The organism is Streptomyces sp. NPDC028722 (genome assembly GCF_040637655.1).
GTDB lineage: Bacteria > Actinomycetota > Actinomycetes > Streptomycetales > Streptomycetaceae > Streptomyces.
On the sequence record NZ_JBEZWU010000022.1, the window covers coordinates 31,877 to 50,099 of the forward strand.

General features: G+C 73.1%; 17 protein-coding genes. 10 read left to right on the forward strand and 7 right to left on the reverse strand.

What is annotated here, in order from left to right; all coding sequences use genetic code 11:
* Positions 1-29: 29 nt before the first annotated feature.
* Entirely contained in the window at positions 30-560 is a 531-nt protein-coding gene (locus tag AB0F03_RS28020) for an HD domain-containing protein (protein ID WP_361996764.1), read from the reverse strand.
* A 55-nt stretch (positions 561-615) separates the two neighbouring features.
* On the reverse strand, positions 616-1,788 hold the full coding sequence (locus tag AB0F03_RS28025) for a PP2C family protein-serine/threonine phosphatase (protein ID WP_361996766.1): 1,173 nt from the start codon (positions 1,786-1,788) through the stop codon (positions 616-618).
* A 161-nt stretch (positions 1,789-1,949) separates the two neighbouring features.
* Here AB0F03_RS28025 and AB0F03_RS28030 point away from each other — a divergent pair, with 161 nt between their 5' ends.
* Positions 1,950-3,191, forward strand: coding sequence for a GNAT family N-acetyltransferase (locus AB0F03_RS28030; RefSeq protein WP_361996768.1), 1,242 nt, complete (start codon positions 1,950-1,952; stop codon positions 3,189-3,191).
* A 103-nt stretch (positions 3,192-3,294) separates the two neighbouring features.
* Here AB0F03_RS28030 and AB0F03_RS28035 read toward each other — a convergent pair whose 3' ends face one another.
* On the reverse strand, positions 3,295-4,104 hold the full coding sequence (locus tag AB0F03_RS28035) for a DNA-formamidopyrimidine glycosylase family protein (RefSeq protein WP_361996770.1): 810 nt from the start codon (positions 4,102-4,104) through the stop codon (positions 3,295-3,297).
* A gap of 48 nt (positions 4,105-4,152) precedes the next feature.
* Positions 4,153-4,641, reverse strand: coding sequence for a ribose-5-phosphate isomerase (locus tag AB0F03_RS28040; protein ID WP_361996772.1), 489 nt, complete (start codon positions 4,639-4,641; stop codon positions 4,153-4,155).
* 214 nt (positions 4,642-4,855) lie between these two features.
* Here AB0F03_RS28040 and AB0F03_RS28045 point away from each other — a divergent pair, with 214 nt between their 5' ends.
* Positions 4,856-6,274: an amino acid permease gene (locus AB0F03_RS28045; protein WP_361996774.1), complete on the forward strand. Its 1,419-nt coding sequence runs from the start codon at positions 4,856-4,858 to the stop codon at positions 6,272-6,274.
* A gap of 75 nt (positions 6,275-6,349) precedes the next feature.
* Here AB0F03_RS28045 and AB0F03_RS28050 read toward each other — a convergent pair whose 3' ends face one another.
* Complete coding sequence (locus tag AB0F03_RS28050) at positions 6,350-6,931, reverse strand: biotin transporter BioY (RefSeq protein ID WP_361996776.1); 582 nt, start codon at positions 6,929-6,931, stop codon at positions 6,350-6,352.
* 448 nt (positions 6,932-7,379) lie between these two features.
* Between AB0F03_RS28050 and AB0F03_RS28055 the strand changes: the two genes are divergently transcribed.
* From AB0F03_RS28055 to AB0F03_RS28090, 8 genes are all read left to right on the forward strand, one after another.
* Positions 7,380-8,579 carry an ROK family transcriptional regulator gene (locus AB0F03_RS28055; RefSeq protein WP_361996778.1) on the forward strand — a complete coding sequence of 400 codons (1,200 nt, stop codon included), beginning with the start codon at positions 7,380-7,382 and terminating at the stop codon, positions 8,577-8,579.
* 205 nt (positions 8,580-8,784) lie between these two features.
* Positions 8,785-9,828 carry an ABC transporter substrate-binding protein gene (locus tag AB0F03_RS28060; RefSeq protein WP_361996779.1) on the forward strand — a complete coding sequence of 348 codons (1,044 nt, stop codon included), beginning with the start codon at positions 8,785-8,787 and terminating at the stop codon, positions 9,826-9,828.
* Entirely contained in the window at positions 9,825-10,673 is an 849-nt protein-coding gene (locus tag AB0F03_RS28065; protein WP_361996781.1) for an ABC transporter permease, read from the forward strand. The genes AB0F03_RS28060 and AB0F03_RS28065 overlap by 4 nt, the downstream gene beginning before the upstream one ends.
* Entirely contained in the window at positions 10,649-11,383 is a 735-nt protein-coding gene (locus AB0F03_RS28070) for an ABC transporter ATP-binding protein (RefSeq protein ID WP_361996783.1), read from the forward strand. Before AB0F03_RS28065 ends, AB0F03_RS28070 begins: the two co-directional genes overlap by 25 nt.
* A complete protein-coding gene (locus tag AB0F03_RS28075) occupies positions 11,380-12,735 on the forward strand; it encodes an LLM class flavin-dependent oxidoreductase (protein WP_361996785.1) in 1,356 nt (451 codons plus the stop codon). The genes AB0F03_RS28070 and AB0F03_RS28075 overlap by 4 nt, the downstream gene beginning before the upstream one ends.
* An 11-nt stretch (positions 12,736-12,746) precedes the next feature.
* Complete coding sequence (locus tag AB0F03_RS28080; protein ID WP_361996787.1) at positions 12,747-13,637, forward strand: TauD/TfdA family dioxygenase; 891 nt, start codon at positions 12,747-12,749, stop codon at positions 13,635-13,637.
* 119 nt (positions 13,638-13,756) lie between these two features.
* Complete coding sequence (locus AB0F03_RS28085) at positions 13,757-15,142, forward strand: amino acid permease (RefSeq protein ID WP_361996789.1); 1,386 nt, start codon at positions 13,757-13,759, stop codon at positions 15,140-15,142.
* A gap of 122 nt (positions 15,143-15,264) precedes the next feature.
* Positions 15,265-15,912, forward strand: a complete 648-nt coding sequence (locus AB0F03_RS28090; protein WP_361996791.1) for a superoxide dismutase — start codon at positions 15,265-15,267, stop codon at positions 15,910-15,912.
* 112 nt (positions 15,913-16,024) lie between these two features.
* Here AB0F03_RS28090 and AB0F03_RS28095 read toward each other — a convergent pair whose 3' ends face one another.
* Complete coding sequence (locus AB0F03_RS28095) at positions 16,025-16,639, reverse strand: histidine phosphatase family protein (RefSeq protein WP_361996792.1); 615 nt, start codon at positions 16,637-16,639, stop codon at positions 16,025-16,027.
* 45 nt (positions 16,640-16,684) lie between these two features.
* Positions 16,685-18,106, reverse strand: coding sequence for an FGGY-family carbohydrate kinase (locus AB0F03_RS28100; RefSeq protein WP_361996794.1), 1,422 nt, complete (start codon positions 18,104-18,106; stop codon positions 16,685-16,687).
* Between the last annotated feature and the right edge of the window lie 117 nt (positions 18,107-18,223).

Here is an 18,223-nt window from a genome sequence, read left to right on the forward strand (position 1 = left end):
CGTCCGAGCGGTTTGCGTCACGGTGCCGCTCACCGTTCCGTCACCGGTCCCTCCACCCGCTCCGCTTCCGGCTCCGTCGCGCGTTCCGCTTCCGGTCCTGCCCCGGCTTCCGGCGCCGGGTCCGGGCCGAGGAGGGCGCGCATCCGGGCGTACTTGGCGGTGAGCCGGGCGCGGGTCGGCCCGTCGAGGGCCGCGAGGCGGCGGGGGTCGGCGTTGTGCGCCAGGTCGGCCTCCTTCACCAGGCGCGCGCCCGGCGTGGCGAGGACGCGGCGCGCGTAGGCCTCCGGCGGCTCTCCCGGCCGCCTGGTGAGGGCGCGCACGATCGCCTTGGTCCGCGGGGACAGCGCGGCGTCCGCCAGCCACTCCTCGCTCAGCGCGTCGTCCTCCACGGCGTCGTGCAGCCAGGCCGCCGCGATCTGTTCCGGGTCACCGCCCCGGGCGCGTACGCCCTCGGCGACGGCCGCGAGGTGTTCGGCGTACGGCCGCCCCGCCTTGTCGGTCTGCCCCTGGTGGGCGGTGCGCGCGAGGGCCTCGACCTCGGCCGGCGTGAGCTGGGTCATGGCCCCAGTGTCCCCCGGGGCCCGCGCGCGGCGGTGCCGGGGCGGCGACGGGGGCTCAGCGGGCGCTCACCGAGGACTCGTGGCAGATCAGCAGCAGCGCCCGGTCGTCGTTGACGTCCTTGGCGACCGCCTCGATGAGGTGCCAGGCGGCGCCGTGGAAGCCGCCTGCGACATAGCGGTCGGCCTCGCCGGTGAGCCGGTCGATGCCCTCCACGATGTCCCGTTCGGAGGTCTCCACCAGCCCGTCGGTGAACAGCATCAGCACGTCTCCGGGCCGCAGCGAGCCCTTCACGGGGTCGAACTGGGCGCCGTCGTACACGCCGAGCAGGGGTCCCTCGGCGGCCTTCTCCTCCCAGCGTCCGCTGCCCGCGCTGAGCTGGAGCCCCGGCGGATGGCCGGCGGAGTACAGCTCGTAGTCCCCGGAGTCGAGGTCCAGGACGAGGTGGATGGAGGTGGCGAAGCCCTCCTCCCAGTCCTGGCGCAGGAGATAGCCGTTGGCGGCCGGGAGGAAGGCGTGCGGGGGCAGGGAGCCGAGGAGGCCGCCGAAGGCGCCGGACAGCAGCAGGGCGCGCGAGCCGGCGTCCATGCCCTTGCCGGACACGTCGGTGAGGACGACCTCCAGGGTCCGGCCGCCGTTCGTGCGGGCCGCGACGACGAAGTCACCGGAGAAGGACTGGCCGCCGGCCGGGCGCAGCGCCATCTCGTGGTGCCAGCCCCGCGGCAGTTCGGGGAGCTTGCTCTGCACGCGGATCCGCTCGCGCAGGTCGAACAGCATGGTGCCGCCGCGCCGCCAGGGCACGCCGACCCGGCTGCGGAACTGCGCGGTGAGCAGCCCGAAGAAGCCGCACGCGGCGACCACCAGGACGATGCCCGGGGTGACCCGGGAGGGGCCCTCGGTGTATGGGCCGAGCCGCACCGACTCCACGATCAGCGCGGTGGCCGCCGCCGCGTACAGGCCGAGCAGGCTGGCCGGGCGCAGCAGCAGGCCGCCCGCGACGATGGGCAGCACCAGGGTGGCCGGTGAGCACCACACCGAGTCGACCAGGGTCATGGCCGCGAGCAGGGGGACGGTCAGCAGCAGTCCGGCGAAGGCGATCCAGTCGGAGCCGTCGCCGCGGAAGTAGTCCACGGCGCTTCTGCGCAGCCCGACGCGGGCCCGGTGCCACTGCATCTTGCACCGGGCCGTGAACGTCTCGGCCTTCGCGCGCCGCGCTCGTCCTGCTGCCATTAGTCCGGGACCCTATCCAGCGGACCGGCCGCTTGGCACGGGAGGTCCCACTTGTCCCCCGTGCGGGGCTCCGCTTCGCCGTCCCGCCGCCTGCCGGGTGCCGGAGGGTGCCCGGGGGATATTCGCTGGCCCGTCCCCTGCCGCCCTGATAGGCATGGCGCATGGGGACTGACCGCGAGACCGGGCCGAGGGTGCTGCGCGAGGACGAGTGGGACCGGTGGTACGACGCCTTGTACCGGTCCTTCGGTGCGGGGCCGGCGCCGGCCGAGGAGCGGGCGCTGGACCGGTCCGTGACCGAGTTCGACCGTTCTCTCGCCGTCTGGGACGGGGACGCGGTCGTCGGCACGGCGGGGGCGTTCAGCTTCCGGATGACCGTGCCGGGCGGGGCCGCGGTGCCCACGGCCGGGGTGACGATGGTGGGCGTGGTGGCCACCCACCGCCGGCGCGGGGTGCTGACCTCGATGATGCGCCGCCAGCTGGACGACGTCCGCGCGCTGGGGGAGCCGCTCGCGGTGCTGACCGCGTCGGAGCCGGCCATCTACGGCCGGTTCGGATACGGCGCGGCGACCTTCCGGGTCGGCGCCGAGATCGACACGAGCCGGGTGACGCTGGACGTGCCGGCCGGTACCGACGAGGTGCGGCTGCGGTACGCGGAGCCGGCCGATGTCCTGGACGCCTGCGAGGCCGTGTACGCGGCCCTGGTGCCGGGGCGGCCGGGCATGCTGGCCCGGCGGCCCGGCTGGGAGCGGGCCGGGCTGCTCGACCCGGAGAGCCGGCGCGAGGGCGGGTCGGCGCTGCGGTGCGTGGTCGCCGAACGGGACGGCAGGACCAGCGGTTACGTCCGCTTCCACACCCGCGGCGCCTGGAACGAGAGCGGTGCCGACGGCACGGTGCACCTGCGGGCCCTGGCCGCGCTCGATCCCGTGACCGAGGCCGCGCTGTGGCGTTTCCTGTTCGGCATCGACCTGATGACGACGGTGTCGGTGCGGTCGCGGCCGGTGGACGACGCCTGGCGGTACCTGGTCTCCGACACCCGCCGCTGCAAGCCGCGGCTGGGTGACGACGCCTATGTGCGGCTGGTGGACGTGGGGCCGGCCCTGTCGGCGCGCACCTATCAGGTACCGGTGGATGTCGTGTTCGAGGTGGCGGACGCCTTCTGCCCGTGGAACGCGGGGCGTTGGCGGCTGACGGGTGACGCGAAGGGAGCGAGCTGCGAGCGGACGGCCGACGCGGCCGATCTCGCCCTGTCCGTACGGGAGCTGGGCGCGGCCTACCTCGGCGGGGTGAGCCTGCTGTCGCTGGCGGCGGCCGGGCGGGTGCGGGAACTGCGGCCGGGGGCGCTGGCGGAGGCGTCGTCGGCGTTCGGCTCGGCGGTGGCCCCGTGGCTGCCGCACGGCTTCTGAGGGCACCGGCGCCCGGGTCCGGTGCGGGGGCGGTGCCCGGGTTGCCCCGCGGCCGTCGGCGTCACCGGCGCCGGTGACCCGGCCGGCCGCACCGCTGCCGACGTCAGTGTCGCTGGCAGCCGGGGCACCAGAAGAGGTTGCGGGCGGCGAGGCCGGCGGTGCGGATCCGCTCGCCGCAGACGTGGCAGGGCAGGGTGGCGCGGCGGTAGACGCACACCTCGCCGCCGTGGTCGTCCACGCGGGGCGGGCGGCCCATCGCCTCGGGGGTGTGCTCCGGGCGGACGGTGTCGATCCGGTTGTTCCGCACCCCCTCGCGCATCAGCGTGGCCAGGTCGGCCCAGAGGGCGTCCCACTCGGCCGGGGTGATGTCCCGGCCGGCCCGGTAGGGGTCGATGCCGTGCCGGAAGAGGACCTCGGCGCGGTAGACGTTGCCGACGCCGGCGACCACCTTCTGGTCCATGAGCAGCGCGGCGATCGTCGTTCGGCTGCGGGAGATCCGCCGGTACGCGGCGCCGGGGTCGGCGTCCTCGCGGAGCGGGTCGGGGCCGAGCCGGTCGTGGACGGCCCGCTTCTCGGCGTCCGTGATCAGGGCGCAGGTGGTGGGGCCGCGCAGGTCGACGTAGGCCGTGTCGTGCGCGAGCCGGAGCCGGACGGTGTCCGTGGGCGGGGGCGCGGGACCGTCACCGAAGCCGACCTTGCCGAAGAGGCCGAGGTGGATGTGGACCCAGTCGGCGTCCCGGAAGCCCAGGAAAAGGTGTTTGCCGTGGGCCTCGGTGGCGGTCAGCCCGGTGCGGTCCAGGAGGGCGGCGGCGTCGGAGAACTTGCCCTGGGGGCTGGTGACCCGCGGGGCCGTGCCCAGGAAGCGGGCGGCGTAGTCCTGTGCCAGCCGGTGGATCGTGTGCCCCTCTGGCACGGTCGCCGTTCCTTCCCCTCCTGCGGTTCCGCCTGCTCCCGGGGAGCGTCAGTCCTGCTGCGGGTGGTGGGCGGGGATCGGCGGGAGGTCGCCCGTGGTCTCGTACGCCGCCAGCATGTCGATGCGGCGGATGTGGCGCTCGTCACCGGAGAAGGGGGTGGCGAGGAAGACCTCGACGAACCTGGTCGCCTCCTCGGTGCTGTGCATGCGCGCGCCGACGGCCACCACGTTGGCGTCGTTGTGCTGGCGGCCGAGCGACGCCGTCTCCTCGCTCCAGGCCAGCGCGGCGCGCACGCCCTTGACCTTGTTCGCGGCGATCTGCTCGCCGTTGCCGGAGCCGCCGATCACGACACCGAGGGCCTCCGGGTCGGCCGCCGCCTTCTCCGCGGCGCGCAGGCAGAACGGCGGGTAGTCGTCCTGGGCGTCGTAGAGGTGGGGCCCGCAGTCGACGGGCTCGTGGCCGGCGGCCTTCAGCCACTCGACGAGGTGGTTCTTGAGTTCGTAGCCCGCATGGTCGGAGCCGAGATACACGCGCATGCCACGAGTGTGACACGCCCGTTCCGGGGCAGCAGCCCCGGGTGCCGCGGGCGAAGAGGATCTCGGAACTGTGAGGGGCACCATAGAACCTCAAGGAAACCTCAGGTAACAATCCGGATTCAGAGGTTCCCGAATTGGTTGGCCTCAGATTCACTGGACCGACTCGTACACCGCTCGTACGGGCAGCTCCACCTGGCGCAAAGGAAATCCGTCCATGACCCCTGGTTCGGGCCTCCAAGCAGGACTCAAGAACCGCCATCTGACGATGATCGCGATCGGCGGCGTCATCGGAGCCGGCCTCTTCGTCGGCTCCAGTTCCGGTATCGCCACCGCGGGACCCGGCATCCTCCTGTCCTACGCCCTCGTCGGCACGCTCGTCGTGCTGGTGATGCGCATGCTCGGCGAGATGTCCGCCGCCAATCCGACCTCCGGCTCGTTCTCCGCGCACGCCGACCGTGCGCTGGGCCGCTGGGCCGGGTTCTCCATCGGCTGGCTGTACTGGTTCTTCTGGGGCGTCGTGCTCGCCGTCGAGGCGACCGCCGGCGCGAAGATCCTCGAAGGGTGGGTGCCGAACATCCCGCAGTGGGGCTGGGCACTCATCGTGATGACCGTGCTGACCGCGACCAACCTGGTCTCCGTCGGCTCCTACGGCGAGTTCGAATTCTGGTTCGCCGGCATCAAGGTCGTGGCGATCGGCGCGTTCATCGTCATCGGTCTGCTCGCCGTGTTCGGCGTGCTGCCGGGCGTCCACGCCGACAAGGCGTCCTTCGGCAACCTCACCTCGCACGGCGGTTTCCTGCCGCACGGCCCGGGCGCGATCCTCACCGGCGTCCTGCTGGTCGTCTTCTCCTTCATGGGCAGCGAGATCGCGACCCTGGCGGCCGGGGAGTCCGAGGACCCGCAGCGGGCGGTCACCAAGTCGACCAACAGCATCATCTGGCGGATCGGCGTCTTCTACCTCGGCTCGATCCTCATCGTGGTCGCGCTGCTCCCGTGGGACGACGCCTCCATCGCGAAGGACGGCTCCTACGTCGCCGCCCTGAACTCGCTGGGCATCGCGCACGCCGGCGAGATCATGAACGTCATCGTGCTGACCTCGGTGCTGTCCTGTCTCAACTCCGGCCTCTACACGGCCTCCCGGATGGCCTTCTCGCTCGGCGAGCGGGGTGACGCCCCGAAGGCGTTCGCGCGGGTCAACAGCCGGGGCGTGCCGATGACGGCGATCCTCGCGTCGGTCGTGTTCGGCTTCGTCGCCGTCTTCTTCAACTACCTGTCCCCGGACAAGATCTTCCTCTTCCTCGTCAACTCCTCCGGCGCGGTCGCCCTGTTCGTGTGGCTGGTCATCTGCTTCTCGCAGCTGCGGATGCGCAAGATCATCGAGCGGGAGGCGCCGGAGAAGCTCGTCGTCCGGATGTGGCTCTACCCGTACCTGACCTGGGCGACGGCCACGCTGATCGTGGGCGTCCTCGTCTACATGCTGTTCGACACCGAGCACGACGGCCGCGAGACCGTGCTGCTGTCGCTGCTGGTCGCGGCGGTGGTGCTGGTGATCGCCCTGGTGAAGGAGCGGCTCGCCGCGCGCCGTGCGCCCGCGGCGGCCGAGGCCCCGGCCGACAAGGTGTCCATCGGCTGACCCGGCACCACGAGCGGCAGGGCCGCACCCCCCGGCATACGTCGGGTGGTGCGGCCCTGCCGCGTTCCGGGTGCCTCAGCGTTCGCCGGTGAGCTTCCAGGCCGTGGGCAGCGCGCCCATCGCCAGGGCCGCCTTGAGGGCGTCGCCGACGAGGAACGGGGTGAGGCCGGCCGCGACCGCCTGGGACGCCGACAGGTGGGCGGCCAGGGCCAGGTACGGCACGCCGACGGCGTAGATGACGGCCTCGCCGAGGATCATCGTGCCCGCCATGCGCAGCGGCGAGCGGTCGGCGCCGCGCCGGGCCAGGGCGCCGACGAGGGCGGAGGCCAGCAGCATGCCGAGGACGTAACCGAAGGAGACCAGACCGGCGCCGGAGGCACCGCCCGCGAACCACGGCACGCCGGCCACACCGGCCAGCGCGTACAACGCGAGGGAGAGGAAGCCGCGGCGGGCGCCGAGCGTGGTGCCCACGAGCAGCGCGGCGAAGGTCTGGCCCGTCACCGGCACCGGGGAGCCGGGCACCTGGACCGACAGCTGGGCCGCGAGGCCGGTGAGCGCGGCACCGCCGAGGACGAGGACCGCGTCGCGGACGCGGGACGCGGGGAGCAGGTCGGCGAGGACTGCGCCGGGGCGGGCGGTGGCGGTGGCGGTGCTCATGGGGACTCCGCGAGGTGGTGTGGACATGTCGGGACACCGCGACGCTATCCCAGCGCCCGGACGCCGATCACCGTCGGCGCTCGACAAAGGGAGGAACGGCCGCTTGGTGTGCTTCGCACAAAGGAGGCCACCGACACCTGTGCGGGCGTGATACCGGTCACTGAGGCAGGGACGCGCCGCTCACTCCCCCACCCGGGCCGACGACTGTAGGGACCCACCAAAAGCCCCTCGCGTGTCCGTCTCGCCCGTCGGTCGCCGTCTGGGCAGCGCGGGGGCGTTTTGCTAGCTTCGCTCGCATGGTTGCCCAGGCCCGGTACTTCACCTCGCGTCGCTATGTCGACCTGCGACGCCAGGGCACGGCCACCTGTCGCCGTCCCGGGTAGGGGCGGGCTGCGGCACGCCCCTGTCCTCCGTGACGTGTCGGCCCCGTTCCCGAGGACGGTTCTCCATGCCCCGTACCGCGGCATCCACCCTTGTCTCCCCCGTTCCGCGTGCCGCCGACAGCGACCGGCGGCGCACCAGCGCCAGCCTCGTGCTGCGCTCCGTCCTGGAGCACGGCCCGGTGGCGCGCAGCACCATCGCCCGGCTGACCGGCCTGTCGCCCGCGTCGGTGACCGAGCACTGTGCCCGGCTCACCGGACTCGGGCTGATCCGCGAGTCGGCCGCGCCCCGCCGCTCGGGCGGGGTCGGCCGGCCGCACGTCCCCGTCGAACTGGACGACGCCCGTTTCCTGGTCGCCGGGGTGCACGTGGCCGTGCCGTACACCACGGTCGCCCTGCTCGATCTGCGCGGCCGGGTGGTGGCCCGGCGGGAGCTGAAGCACGAACGCACCGATCCCGGCCGGGTGCTGGCGCGGGCCGCCGAGGGACTCGGGGCGCTGCTCGCCGGGGTGCCGGGCCGGCGCCCGCTGGCGGTCGGGGTGGCGGTCGGCGGCTGGGTGGACCGGGAGAGGGGCACCGTGGTCGAGCACGAGCTGCTGGGCTGGCGGGACGTGCCGGTGCGGGAGCTGCTCGGTGCCCGCACGGGTCTGCCGGTCCGCGTGGACGGGCACGCGCGGGCGCTGGTGAACGGGGAGCGGCTGTTCGGGCGGGCCCGGGGCAGCCGCAGCGTGCTGCACCTGTTCGTGGGCAACGTGGTGGACGCGGCCTTCGCCACCAACGACGAGGTGCACCACGGGCCGCGTTCGGCGGCCGGGGCGATCGGCCATCTGCCGGTGCCGGGCGGCACCGAGCCGTGCGCGTGCGGCGGTACCGGCTGCCTCCAGGCCGAGCTGAGCGAGCGGACGCTGTGCCGGCGGGCGCGGGCGGCCGGGGTGACCGACTCGGCCAATCCGATGCACGTGGTGGCCGCGGCGGCGGCCGGGAACGCGGTGGCCCGGCGGCTGCTGGTGGAGCGGTCGCGGATGACCGGGCGGGCGGCCGGGCTGCTGCTGGACGTGCTGAACCCGGAGACGGTCGTGGTGACCGAGGTCGGGGTCATGCACGTCGACGGCTGCCTCGGCGCGTTGCGGGAGGCGGTGGGCACCACCCGTTCGGCGCACGTCCTGCCGACGAGTTTCCCGGACCACGTGCTGGCGACGGCGGGCGGTTCGGTGGCGCTGGACACTTTGTTCCGGGATCCATTGAGCACGTCACCTGAGGCTATTTAATTCAGAAACTCGGAATGTTGACAGGGGCCGTCCATGACCGGGAACATCCTGGTCATGGACACGCATATGAGCTGTCGCACCTTCTGTTGCTGACACATTGCCGCGCATGAAGCGCGTGTTTCCGTTGCGTGTTCCCCCTTCTTCCGGCCTGCCCGCCCGGAATTCTTTCTGTCTTTCCTTTTTTCCACTCCCAGGGAGTGCTCCCATGCACCGTCGTGTCTTTCTCACCTCCCTGCTCGGCGCGTCCGCCGCCGTGGCGGGTCTCAGCGGCTGCGCCGACGGCGAGGCCACCGCCGCCACCCCGGGCGCGGCCACCAGGCCGCTCGCCGGCAAGGTCCCGGCCGGCACCAGTCTGAAGATCGCCTCGTACCAGAACGTGCAGCAGTTGCAGTTCCGGCTGGCGAAGCTGCCCCGGCTGCCGTTCACGGTGTCGAGCTGGGCGAACATCGGGGCGGGCCCGGATGTCATCAACGCCTTCCGCGCCAGGTCCCTGGACGTCGCCAACAACGCGGGCATCCCGCCGATCCAGGCGCACTACCAGGGCTTCGACGCCAAGATCGTCGCGATCGACATCACCCGCAGGCCCAACTACCTCTTCGCCACCAGGCCGGGCAGCGGCATCCGCACGGTCGCGGGCTTCCGGGGCAAGCGGCTCGCCTTCTCCCAGGGGCAGGCCCAGGGCGTCGTCCTGCTGCGGGCGCTGAAGCAGGCGGGCCTGAAGTACGACGACGTGACACTGGTCCCGCTGACCAGCAACCAGTTCCTGACCGCCCTCCAGTCCGGCCAGGTCGACATCGCCCCGCTCGCCAACAACCAGGCCCCGGCGTACCTCAAGCAGTACGGGGACGAGGGCGCCCACGCCATCAGGACCGACGTCGTCGACCTGCTCAACCTGCTGTGGGCCCCGCAGTCCGTGCTGGACGACCCGGCGAAGGCCGCCGCGATCGCCGCCTACATCCCCGAGTGGGCCAGGGGCCAGGTGTGGCAGTACGAGCACCCGGACGTGTGGAACGAGGAGTTCTTCGTCAAGACGCAGAACCTCAGCCCGGACCAGGCCAGGTCCATCACCGCCCTCGCCAACAAGCCGCTCTTCCCGCCCAGTTGGGACGAGGCCGTCAAGTGGGAGCAGGAGACCGCCGACCTGCTCGCCGAGGGCGGCTTCGTGAAGAAGTTCGACGTGTCCTCCCTCTTCGACCACCGCTTCGAGTCCATCGCCGCCAAGGCCGTACCCGAGGAGTACCGGAGGTGACCACCGTGACCACGACGACGACCGCGCCGCCCGCGGCAGCGGCCGGGGAACTCCCCCAGGTCCGCAGGCGCCGCCGCCTCTCCCCCGGCCGCCGGCTGCCCGCCGCCCGGCTGGCCGGACCGCTGGTGGTGCTCGCCCTGTGGGCCGGCGCCTCGGCGGCCGGGCAGCTCGACCCGGGCGCGATCCCCGCACCCTGGACCGTCCTGCGCACCGCCGGCCACCTGTGGACCGACGGCACGCTGCCCACCGATGTGCTGACCTCCCTGGAACGGGCCGGGTACGGCTTCGCGATCGGACTGACCGCCGGGGTGCTGCTCGCGCTCGCCGCCGGCCTCAGCCGGACCGGGGAGGCGCTGATCGACGGCACGGTGCAGCTCAACCGGGCGATACCCACCCTCGGGCTGATCCCGCTGTTCATCCTCTGGCTGGGCATCGGGGAGACGTTCAAGATCGCCGTCATCGCGATCGTCGTCTACGTCCCGATCTACCTGAACACGCACGCCGCGCTGTCCGGCATCGACAGCCGCTTCGTCGAACTCGCCGAGGTGCAGGGCCTGTCACGGCTCGCCTTCGTCCGCCAGGTGGTCGTCCCCGGCGCGCTGCCCGGATTCTTCGTGGGACTCCGGCTCGGGGTGACCGGCTCCTGGCTGGGCCTGGTGGTGCTGGAGCAGATCAACGCCACCAGCGGGCTCGGCTACCTGATGTTCCAGGCGCAGAACTACGGCCGGACCGACGTCATCCTGGTCGGCCTGCTCATCTACGGCGTCTTCGGCCTCGTCTCCGACAGCGTGGTCCGTCTGATCGAACGGAGGGTGCTGTCGTGGCGCCGCACACTGAGCAACTGACCCGGTCCGCCGTCCGGCTGCGGGGCCTGACCCGGTCGTTCGAGGGCCGTACCGTCCTGGACGGCATCGACCTCGACCTGCCCGCCGGCCAGTTCACCGCCCTGCTCGGGCACAGCGGCTCCGGCAAGTCCACCCTGCTGCGGGCGGTGGCCGGCCTGGACCACGGGGTGGCCGGCAGCGGCCGGCTCACCGCGCCCGAACGGGTCTCGGTGGTGTTCCAGGACTCCCGGCTGCTGCCCTGGCGCCGGGTGCTGGACAACGTCCTGCTCGGCCTGGACGGCAAGGACGCCGAGGAACGCGGCCGGGCGGCGCTGGCGGAGGTCGGGCTGAAGGGCCGCGAGCGGGCCTGGCCGGGCCAGCTGTCCGGCGGCGAGGCCCAGCGCGCCGCACTCGCCCGCTCCCTGGTCCGCGAGCCCGAACTGCTGCTCGCCGACGAGCCGTTCGGCGCGCTGGACGCGCTGACCCGGATCCGGATGCACCACCTGCTGCGCGAGCTGTGGAAGCGCCACCGGCCCTCCGTGCTGCTCGTCACCCACGACGTCGACGAGGCGATCGTGCTCGCCGACCGGGTTCTCGTCCTGGACGAGGGCCGGATCGGTCTCGACCTGACCATCGACCGTCCCCACCCGCGCTCCTACCGGGAGCCGGTGCTGGGCGAGTACCGCGAGCGGCTGCTGGCCGCCCTCGGTGTCACGGAGGACCACCGATGACCACCAGACAGCTCCACCTGAACGCGTTCCTGATGAACACCGGCCACCACGAGGCGTCGTGGCGGCTGCCGGAGAGCGACCCGTACGCCCACGTCGACCTCGCCCACCACGTCAGGCTGGCGCGGATCGCCGAACGCGGCACGTTCGACTCCCTCTTCCTCGCCGACGGCCCCCAGCTGTGGAGCAACCTCGCCCAGCGGCCGGCCGGTGCCCTGGAACCGCTCACCCTGCTGACCGCGCTGGCGACGGCCACCGAGCACATCGGGCTGATCGCCACCGCCTCCACCTCCTACAACTCGCCCTACAACCTGGCCCGCAAGTTCGCCTCGCTGGACATCATCAGCGGCGGCCGGGCCGGCTGGAACATCGTCACCACCGCCGGCGCGGAGGCCGCCCGCAACTTCGGCCTGGAGCACGAGCCCGCGCACGCCGAGCGGTACGCCCGTGCCGCCGAGTTCCTCGACGTGGCCCTTAAGCTGTGGGACAGCTGGGAGGACGACGCGGTCGTCGCCGACAAGGCGGCCGGTGTCTGGGGCGACGACAGCAGGATCCACCCGCCCCGGCACCGGGGGACGTACTTCAGCGTCGCCGGCGCCCTCAACGTCCCGCGCACCCCGCAGGGCTATCCGCTGCTGGTGCAGGCCGGCTCCTCGGAGGACGGCAAGGCGTTCGCCGCCCGGTACGCGGAGGCCGTGTTCACCGCGCAGCAGACCCTCGCCGACGCGCAGGCCTTCTACCGCGACCTCAAGGCCCGCACCGAGCGGGCCGGGCGCGACCCGGAGCACGTCAAGGTGTTGCCCGGGATCGTCCCCGTCCTCGGGTCGACGGAGGCCGAGGCGCGGGCGAACGAGCAGGTCCTGGAGGACCACATCGTGTACGACCACGGGGTGGCCCGGCTGGAGAGCCTGCTCCAGCTGGAACCCGGCACGCTGGAGCTGGACGCCCGGCTGCCCGCCGACCTGCCGCCCGAGTCGGCCGTCGAGGGCGCCAAGAGCCGCTACACGCTCGTCGTGGAGCTGGCCCGGCGCGACAGGCTCACCGTCCGGCAGCTGATCGGCCGGCTCGGCGGCGGGCGCGGGCACCTCACCTTCGCCGGGACGCCCGAGCAGGTCGCCGACCAGATCGGGACCTGGTTCACCGAGGGCGCCGCCGACGGCTTCAACATCATGCCGGCCGTGCTGCCCTCCGGCCTGGAGGTGTTCGTCGAGCACGTCGTGCCGATCCTGCGCGCCCGGGGCCTGCTGCGCACCGCGTACGGCCCCCGGCAGACCCTGCGGGAGCGCTACGGCCTGCCCCGCCCCGCCAACCAGTACGTGACCGCCGCTACCTCCCCCGCCCCCGCGCTCGTCTGAAAGGACCCGTCATGTCCCTGGAGATCACCAAGGTCACCGCGCGCATCGGCGCCCGGGTCACCGGCGTCGACATCACCCGGCCGCTCGCCCGGGAGCAGGTCGCCGCGCTCCGCGAGGCCCTGAACACCCACAAGGCGCTGGTCTTCGACGCCGGCGACCTGGACGACGCGGGCCAGCAGGCCTTCGCCCGCCACTTCGGCGACCTGACTACCGCGCACCCGACGGTCGGTGCCGTCGACGGCGCCCCGAACGTGCTGCCCGTGGACAGCGAGCGGGGCCGGGCCAACCACTGGCACACCGACGTGACGTTCGTGCTGAACCCGCCGCAGGCCAGCACCCTGCGTTCGATCACCGTCCCGCCGTACGGCGGCGAGACCCTGATCGCCAACGCGGCCGCCGCCTACCGGGACCTGCCCGAGCCGCTGCGCCGCTTCGCCGACACCCTGTGGGCCGAGCACACCAACGACTACGACTACGCGGTGCCGGAGGAGGAGATCGACGAGGAGCGGGCCGCCCAGCGCGCCCGGTTCACCTCCATCTCGTACCGCACCGTCCACCCGGTGGTCCGCGTCCATCCGCTGACCGGTGAGCGCGGGCTGTTCGTCGGCGGGTTCGCGCAGCGGATCGTGGGCCTGTCGGCGGGCGAGTCCCGCAAGGTCCTGGACCTGTTCCAGGCGTACGTCACCCGGCCGGAGAACGTACTGCGCTGGCGCTGGTCGGAGCGGCAGCTGGTCCTCTTCGACAACCGCATCACCCAGCACTACGCCATCGACAACTACGACGGGCAGCCGCGCCGGCTGCACCGGGTGACCGTGGCCGGTGACATCCCGGCCGGCATCGAGGGCAAGGAGAGCTACTCGATCGAGGGCGACGCCTCGCACTACACGCCCGTGGCGGCGTGACGGTCCCTGCACGCTGCGTGCGGCAGATGTCCGGATAGTGGGCGGCCCCTTCGCGTCAGCGGACGGGCCGCCCAGACTGGCGGGGTTTTTATCCTTCCTTGACCGGGAGAGCCGCGCCCATGCCCAGCAGCACGACCACGAAGACGCCGCCGGACCAGCAGACGGACGGCTCCCTCTCCCACGGCCTCAAACAGCGCCATCTGTCGATGATCGCCCTCGGCGGGGTCATCGGCGCGGGCCTGTTCGTCGGTTCCGGGGCGGGGATCGCCGCCGCCGGACCGTCCATCGTCATCGCCTACGCCCTCTCCGGCCTCCTGGTGATGCTGGTGATGCGGATGCTCGGCGAGATGTCGGCCGCCTACCCGTCCTCGGGTTCCTTCTCGGCGCACGCCGAGCGGGCGATCGGCCCGTGGGCGGGCTTCGCCGCGGGCTGGTCGTTCTGGGTGCTACTGTGCACGGCCGTCGGCCTGGAGGGCATCGGCGCCGCGCACATCGTGCAGGGCTGGCTGCCGGGCACCCCGCAGTGGGCCTGGGTCGCGCTGTTCATGGTGGTGTTCTGCGGGGCGAACCTGGCCGCCGTGAAGAACTTCGGCGAGTTCGAGTTCTGGTTCGCGGCGCTGAAGGTCGGCGCGATCAGCCTGTTCCTGATCCTGGGCGTGCTGGCCATCGCGGGCGTGCTGCCGGGCACGGACTCCCCCGGCGCCTCGCATCTGTCCGACTTCCTGCCCCACGGCAACGAGGGCCTGCTGGTCGGACTGCTCGCCTCGGTGTTCGCGTACGGCGGGCTGGAGACGGTCACCATCGCGGCGGCGGAGTCGGAGGACCCGGTGCGGGGTGTGGCGTCCGCCGTCCGCACGGCGATGTGGCGCATCGCCCTGTTCTACATCGGCTCCATGGCGGTCGTCGTCACGCTCGTCCCGTGGGACTCCAAGGAGGTCGTGGAGAAGGGCCCGTACGTGGCCACCCTGGACCACCTGGGCATCCCCGGCGCGGGTCAGCTGATGAACGTGGTCGTCCTGGTCGCCCTGCTGTCCGCGATGAACGCCAACATCTACGGCTCCTCGCGCATCGCCTACTCGCTGGTCGGGCGCGGCCAGGGCCCGAAGGCGCTGGCGCGGCTGTCCGGCGGGGTCCCCCGGATCGCGGTGCTCACCTCCTGCGTCCTCGGTTTCGTCTGCGTGATGCTGAACTACTGGCGTCCGGACGACATCTTCCGCTGGCTGCTGAACATGATCGGCGCGGTCATCCTGGTCGTCTGGATCTTCATCGCGGTCTCGCAGCTGCTGCTGCGCCGCCGGATCGAGCGGGAGGCGCCGGACAAGCTCGTCGTGCGCATGTGGGCGTTCCCGTGGCTGACCTGGGCCGCGCTGGCCGGCATGGCGGCGATCTTCGTGCTGATGGCCCGGGAGCCGGACACCCGGGTGCAGCTGTACTCGACGGGCACGATGACCCTGGCCCTGGCGGTGGCGGGTTATGTGTGGCAGCGGGTGCGCGCCCGCCGCTGATCCGGCCCCCGCACGCGACAGGCCCCCATGGACGACACGTGGGGGCCTTTGTGTTGCCCGGGCGTTCTTGTTGCTAGCGTGTACCTGCAAGTGACTTGCAATAAGGTTGGAGGGGATCACCCATGCCCGTCTACACGCTGCCCGAACTGCCCTACGACTACTCCGCGCTGGCCCCCGTGATCAGCCCCGAGATCATCGAGCTGCACCACGACAAGCACCACGCGGCCTATGTGAAGGGCGCCAACGACACCCTGGAGCAGCTCGCCGAGGCACGGGAGAAGGAGGCGTGGGGCTCGGTCAACGGCCTGGAGAAGAACCTGGCCTTCCATCTGTCCGGGCACATCCTGCACTCGGTCTACTGGCAGAACATGACCGGCCCGAAGGACGGCGGCGGCGAGCCGCTGGCCGCCGACGGTGTGGGCGCACTGGCCGACGCGATCAAGGAGTCGTTCGGTTCGTTCGCCGCGTTCCGGACGCAGCTGTCCAAGGCCGCGGCCACCACCCAGGGTTCGGGCTGGGGCGTGCTCGCCCACGAGCCGCTGAGCGGACGCCTGATCGTGGAGCAGGTCTACGACCACCAGGGCAACGTCGGCCAGGGCGCCGTCCCGATCCTGGTCTTCGACGCCTGGGAGCACGCCTTCTACCTCCAGTACAAGAACCAGAAGGCCGACTTCATCGAGGCCATGTGGCAGGTGGTGGACTGGCAGGACGTCGCACGCCGTCACGAGGCCGCCAGGTCCCGCGCGGACGTGCTGCTGCTCGCGCCCTGACCGGCCGCTGATCGTCCTGCCTCGTGATCGTCTTCTCACCCTTCACGGCGGCAGGCGGATGAAGGGAGGGCCCCCGCGAGGACGTGACTCGCGGGGGCCCTCCTGTCGTGCGTCAGTCGCAGGGCACGTTCAGCGACAGCAGCGCGGCCCGGTCGCCGTCGACGCGGATCTCGGACAGCGCCGCGTTGCGCAGCCGCGGGAACACCCTGCGGTACTCGGCCAGGGGGATGCCCAGCAGGGAGCACAGGACGAGCCGCAGCAGGGTGTTGTGGGCGACGACCAGGACCCGCCCGCCGGGGTGCGCGGCGGCGATGCGGCGCAGGGCGGCGGCGCCGCGCCCGGCCGCCGCGCGGGGGTCCTCGGCGCCGGGGAACGGGTGCGCCACCGGGTCCCGCCGGAACGCCTCCGCCGCCTGCGGGTCCTCGGCCGCGAACTGCGCGAGCGTACGCCCCTCCACCACGCCGAAGTCGCATTCCCGGAGGTCCGGTTCGCGGTGCGGGGTGACGCCCAGGGCCCGGCAGGCGGGCCCGGCGGTGGCGCTCGCCCGGGACAGGGGCGAGGTCCACACGGCGTCCACCGGGTGCGCGGCGGCCCACCGCCCCAGCGCCTCGGCCTGGGCACGCCCGGTGTCGGTCAGGGCCACGTCGCTGACCCCGGCGTACCGGTTCCGGGCGTGCCAGACGGTCTCGCCGTGACGGGAGAGGAGAAGCGTGGTGGGGGTGGTCATGGCCGCCAGTATCGCGGTCACCCCCGCCACCGCGCCGCCCCGTCGCTACATCCGGGCCCGCGCGTGGCCGGCCACCGCACCCGGCAGCCAGCCCCGGGCCTCCAGCTCCGCCACCAGCCGCGCGTACGGCTCGGTGAACCGCGCCGTGCGGCCGGGCCGCGGTTCGACCGTCGTCCCCGCCCGCACCATGCCCTCCGCCGTCTCGGCGAGCGTCGGCGCCGCCCCCGTGCCGTACGCGGCCAGCGCCGCCATGCCCAGCGCCGGCTCGGTGCGGGCCGGCACCCGCACCGGGCGGCCCAGGACGTCGGCGCGCAGCTGGGTCCAGTAGGCGCTGCGGGCACCGCCGCCGGTCAGGGCGAGGGTGCCGTCCAGGGGGGCGCCCAGGTGGTGGAGGTAGTCCAGGCAGAGGCGCTCGGTGAAGGCGACGCCCTGGAGGAGGGCCGCCCACAGGTCGGCGTCCGACTCCGGGTCGCCCAGCAGCAGCGAGGTGGCGTGCGGGGCGTGGAAGGGGAAGCGTTCGCCGGGCGAGACGAGAGGGTAGGCCACGGCGTTCGAGGGTTCGAAGGCGGCGGCGCGGGCGTCCAGGGCGGCCGGGTCGGCGCCCGGGAAGCGGGCGGTGAGGACGCCCGCGCCGACGCTGGAGGCGCCGCCGGGCAGCCAGGTGCCGTCCGGGCCGCGATGGTTGTAGACCACGCCGGCCGGGTCGGCCACGGGCTCGGTGGCCGCGCCCTTGAGCACGAGTGTCGTGCCCAGCACCGAGTTCCACGCGCCGGGGCGCAGCGCCCCGGCGGCGATCTGTGCGGCGCAGCCGTCGGTCATGCCCGCGATGACGGGCGTGCCGGCGGGGATGCCGGTGGCGTCGGCGGCGGCCGGGCCGACCTCGCCGAGCCGGGTGCCGGGGGGCACGACGGGCGGGAGGGCGTCCGGGGGCAGGCCGGTGAGCTCCGGCCAGGCGTCGCGCCGCAGGTCGTAGGCGGTTTTCAGGGCGTGGCTGGAATCGCTGGGCACCCGGTGCCCGACCAGCCGGGCGGTGATCACGTCCGGCTGGTGCGCGACCCGGCCGGGACCGTGCCGGGCGGTCAGCCAGCGGGCCTTGGGCAGCGCCCAGGTGTCCTGGACCGCCAGCCCCGCCGACCGCAGCCTCGCACCCTCGGCCGCGGCCCGCCGGTCGTCGTACATCAGCGCGGGCCCCAGCGGGCGGCCGGCGTCGTCCGTGAGCAGCACGGTCCCGGAGGTGCCGCACACCGCCACCCCGGCCACCGGAGTCCGCACCCCGTCGAGCGCGGTCCGGGCGGCCGTGCGGACCGCCTCCCACCATTCCCCGGGGTCCTGCTCGTGCCGTGCCCCCTCCCGGCGGCCCCGCACGAGCGGCGCCGATCCGGTGCCGAGCACCTGACCGTCGGCGGTCACGAGCAGGGCCCGTACGCCCTGGGTGCCGAGGTCGATCCCGAGCCACGCCGACGCCATACCCGCCTCCGCAGTTAGCGACCACCCGTGTGAACTTCCCACGCTCCCCCGAGATTTCCCCCTCGTTTCCCCGTGCGCAAGGGATTGACGGTCTTCCGTCCCCGTTACACGCTCTGT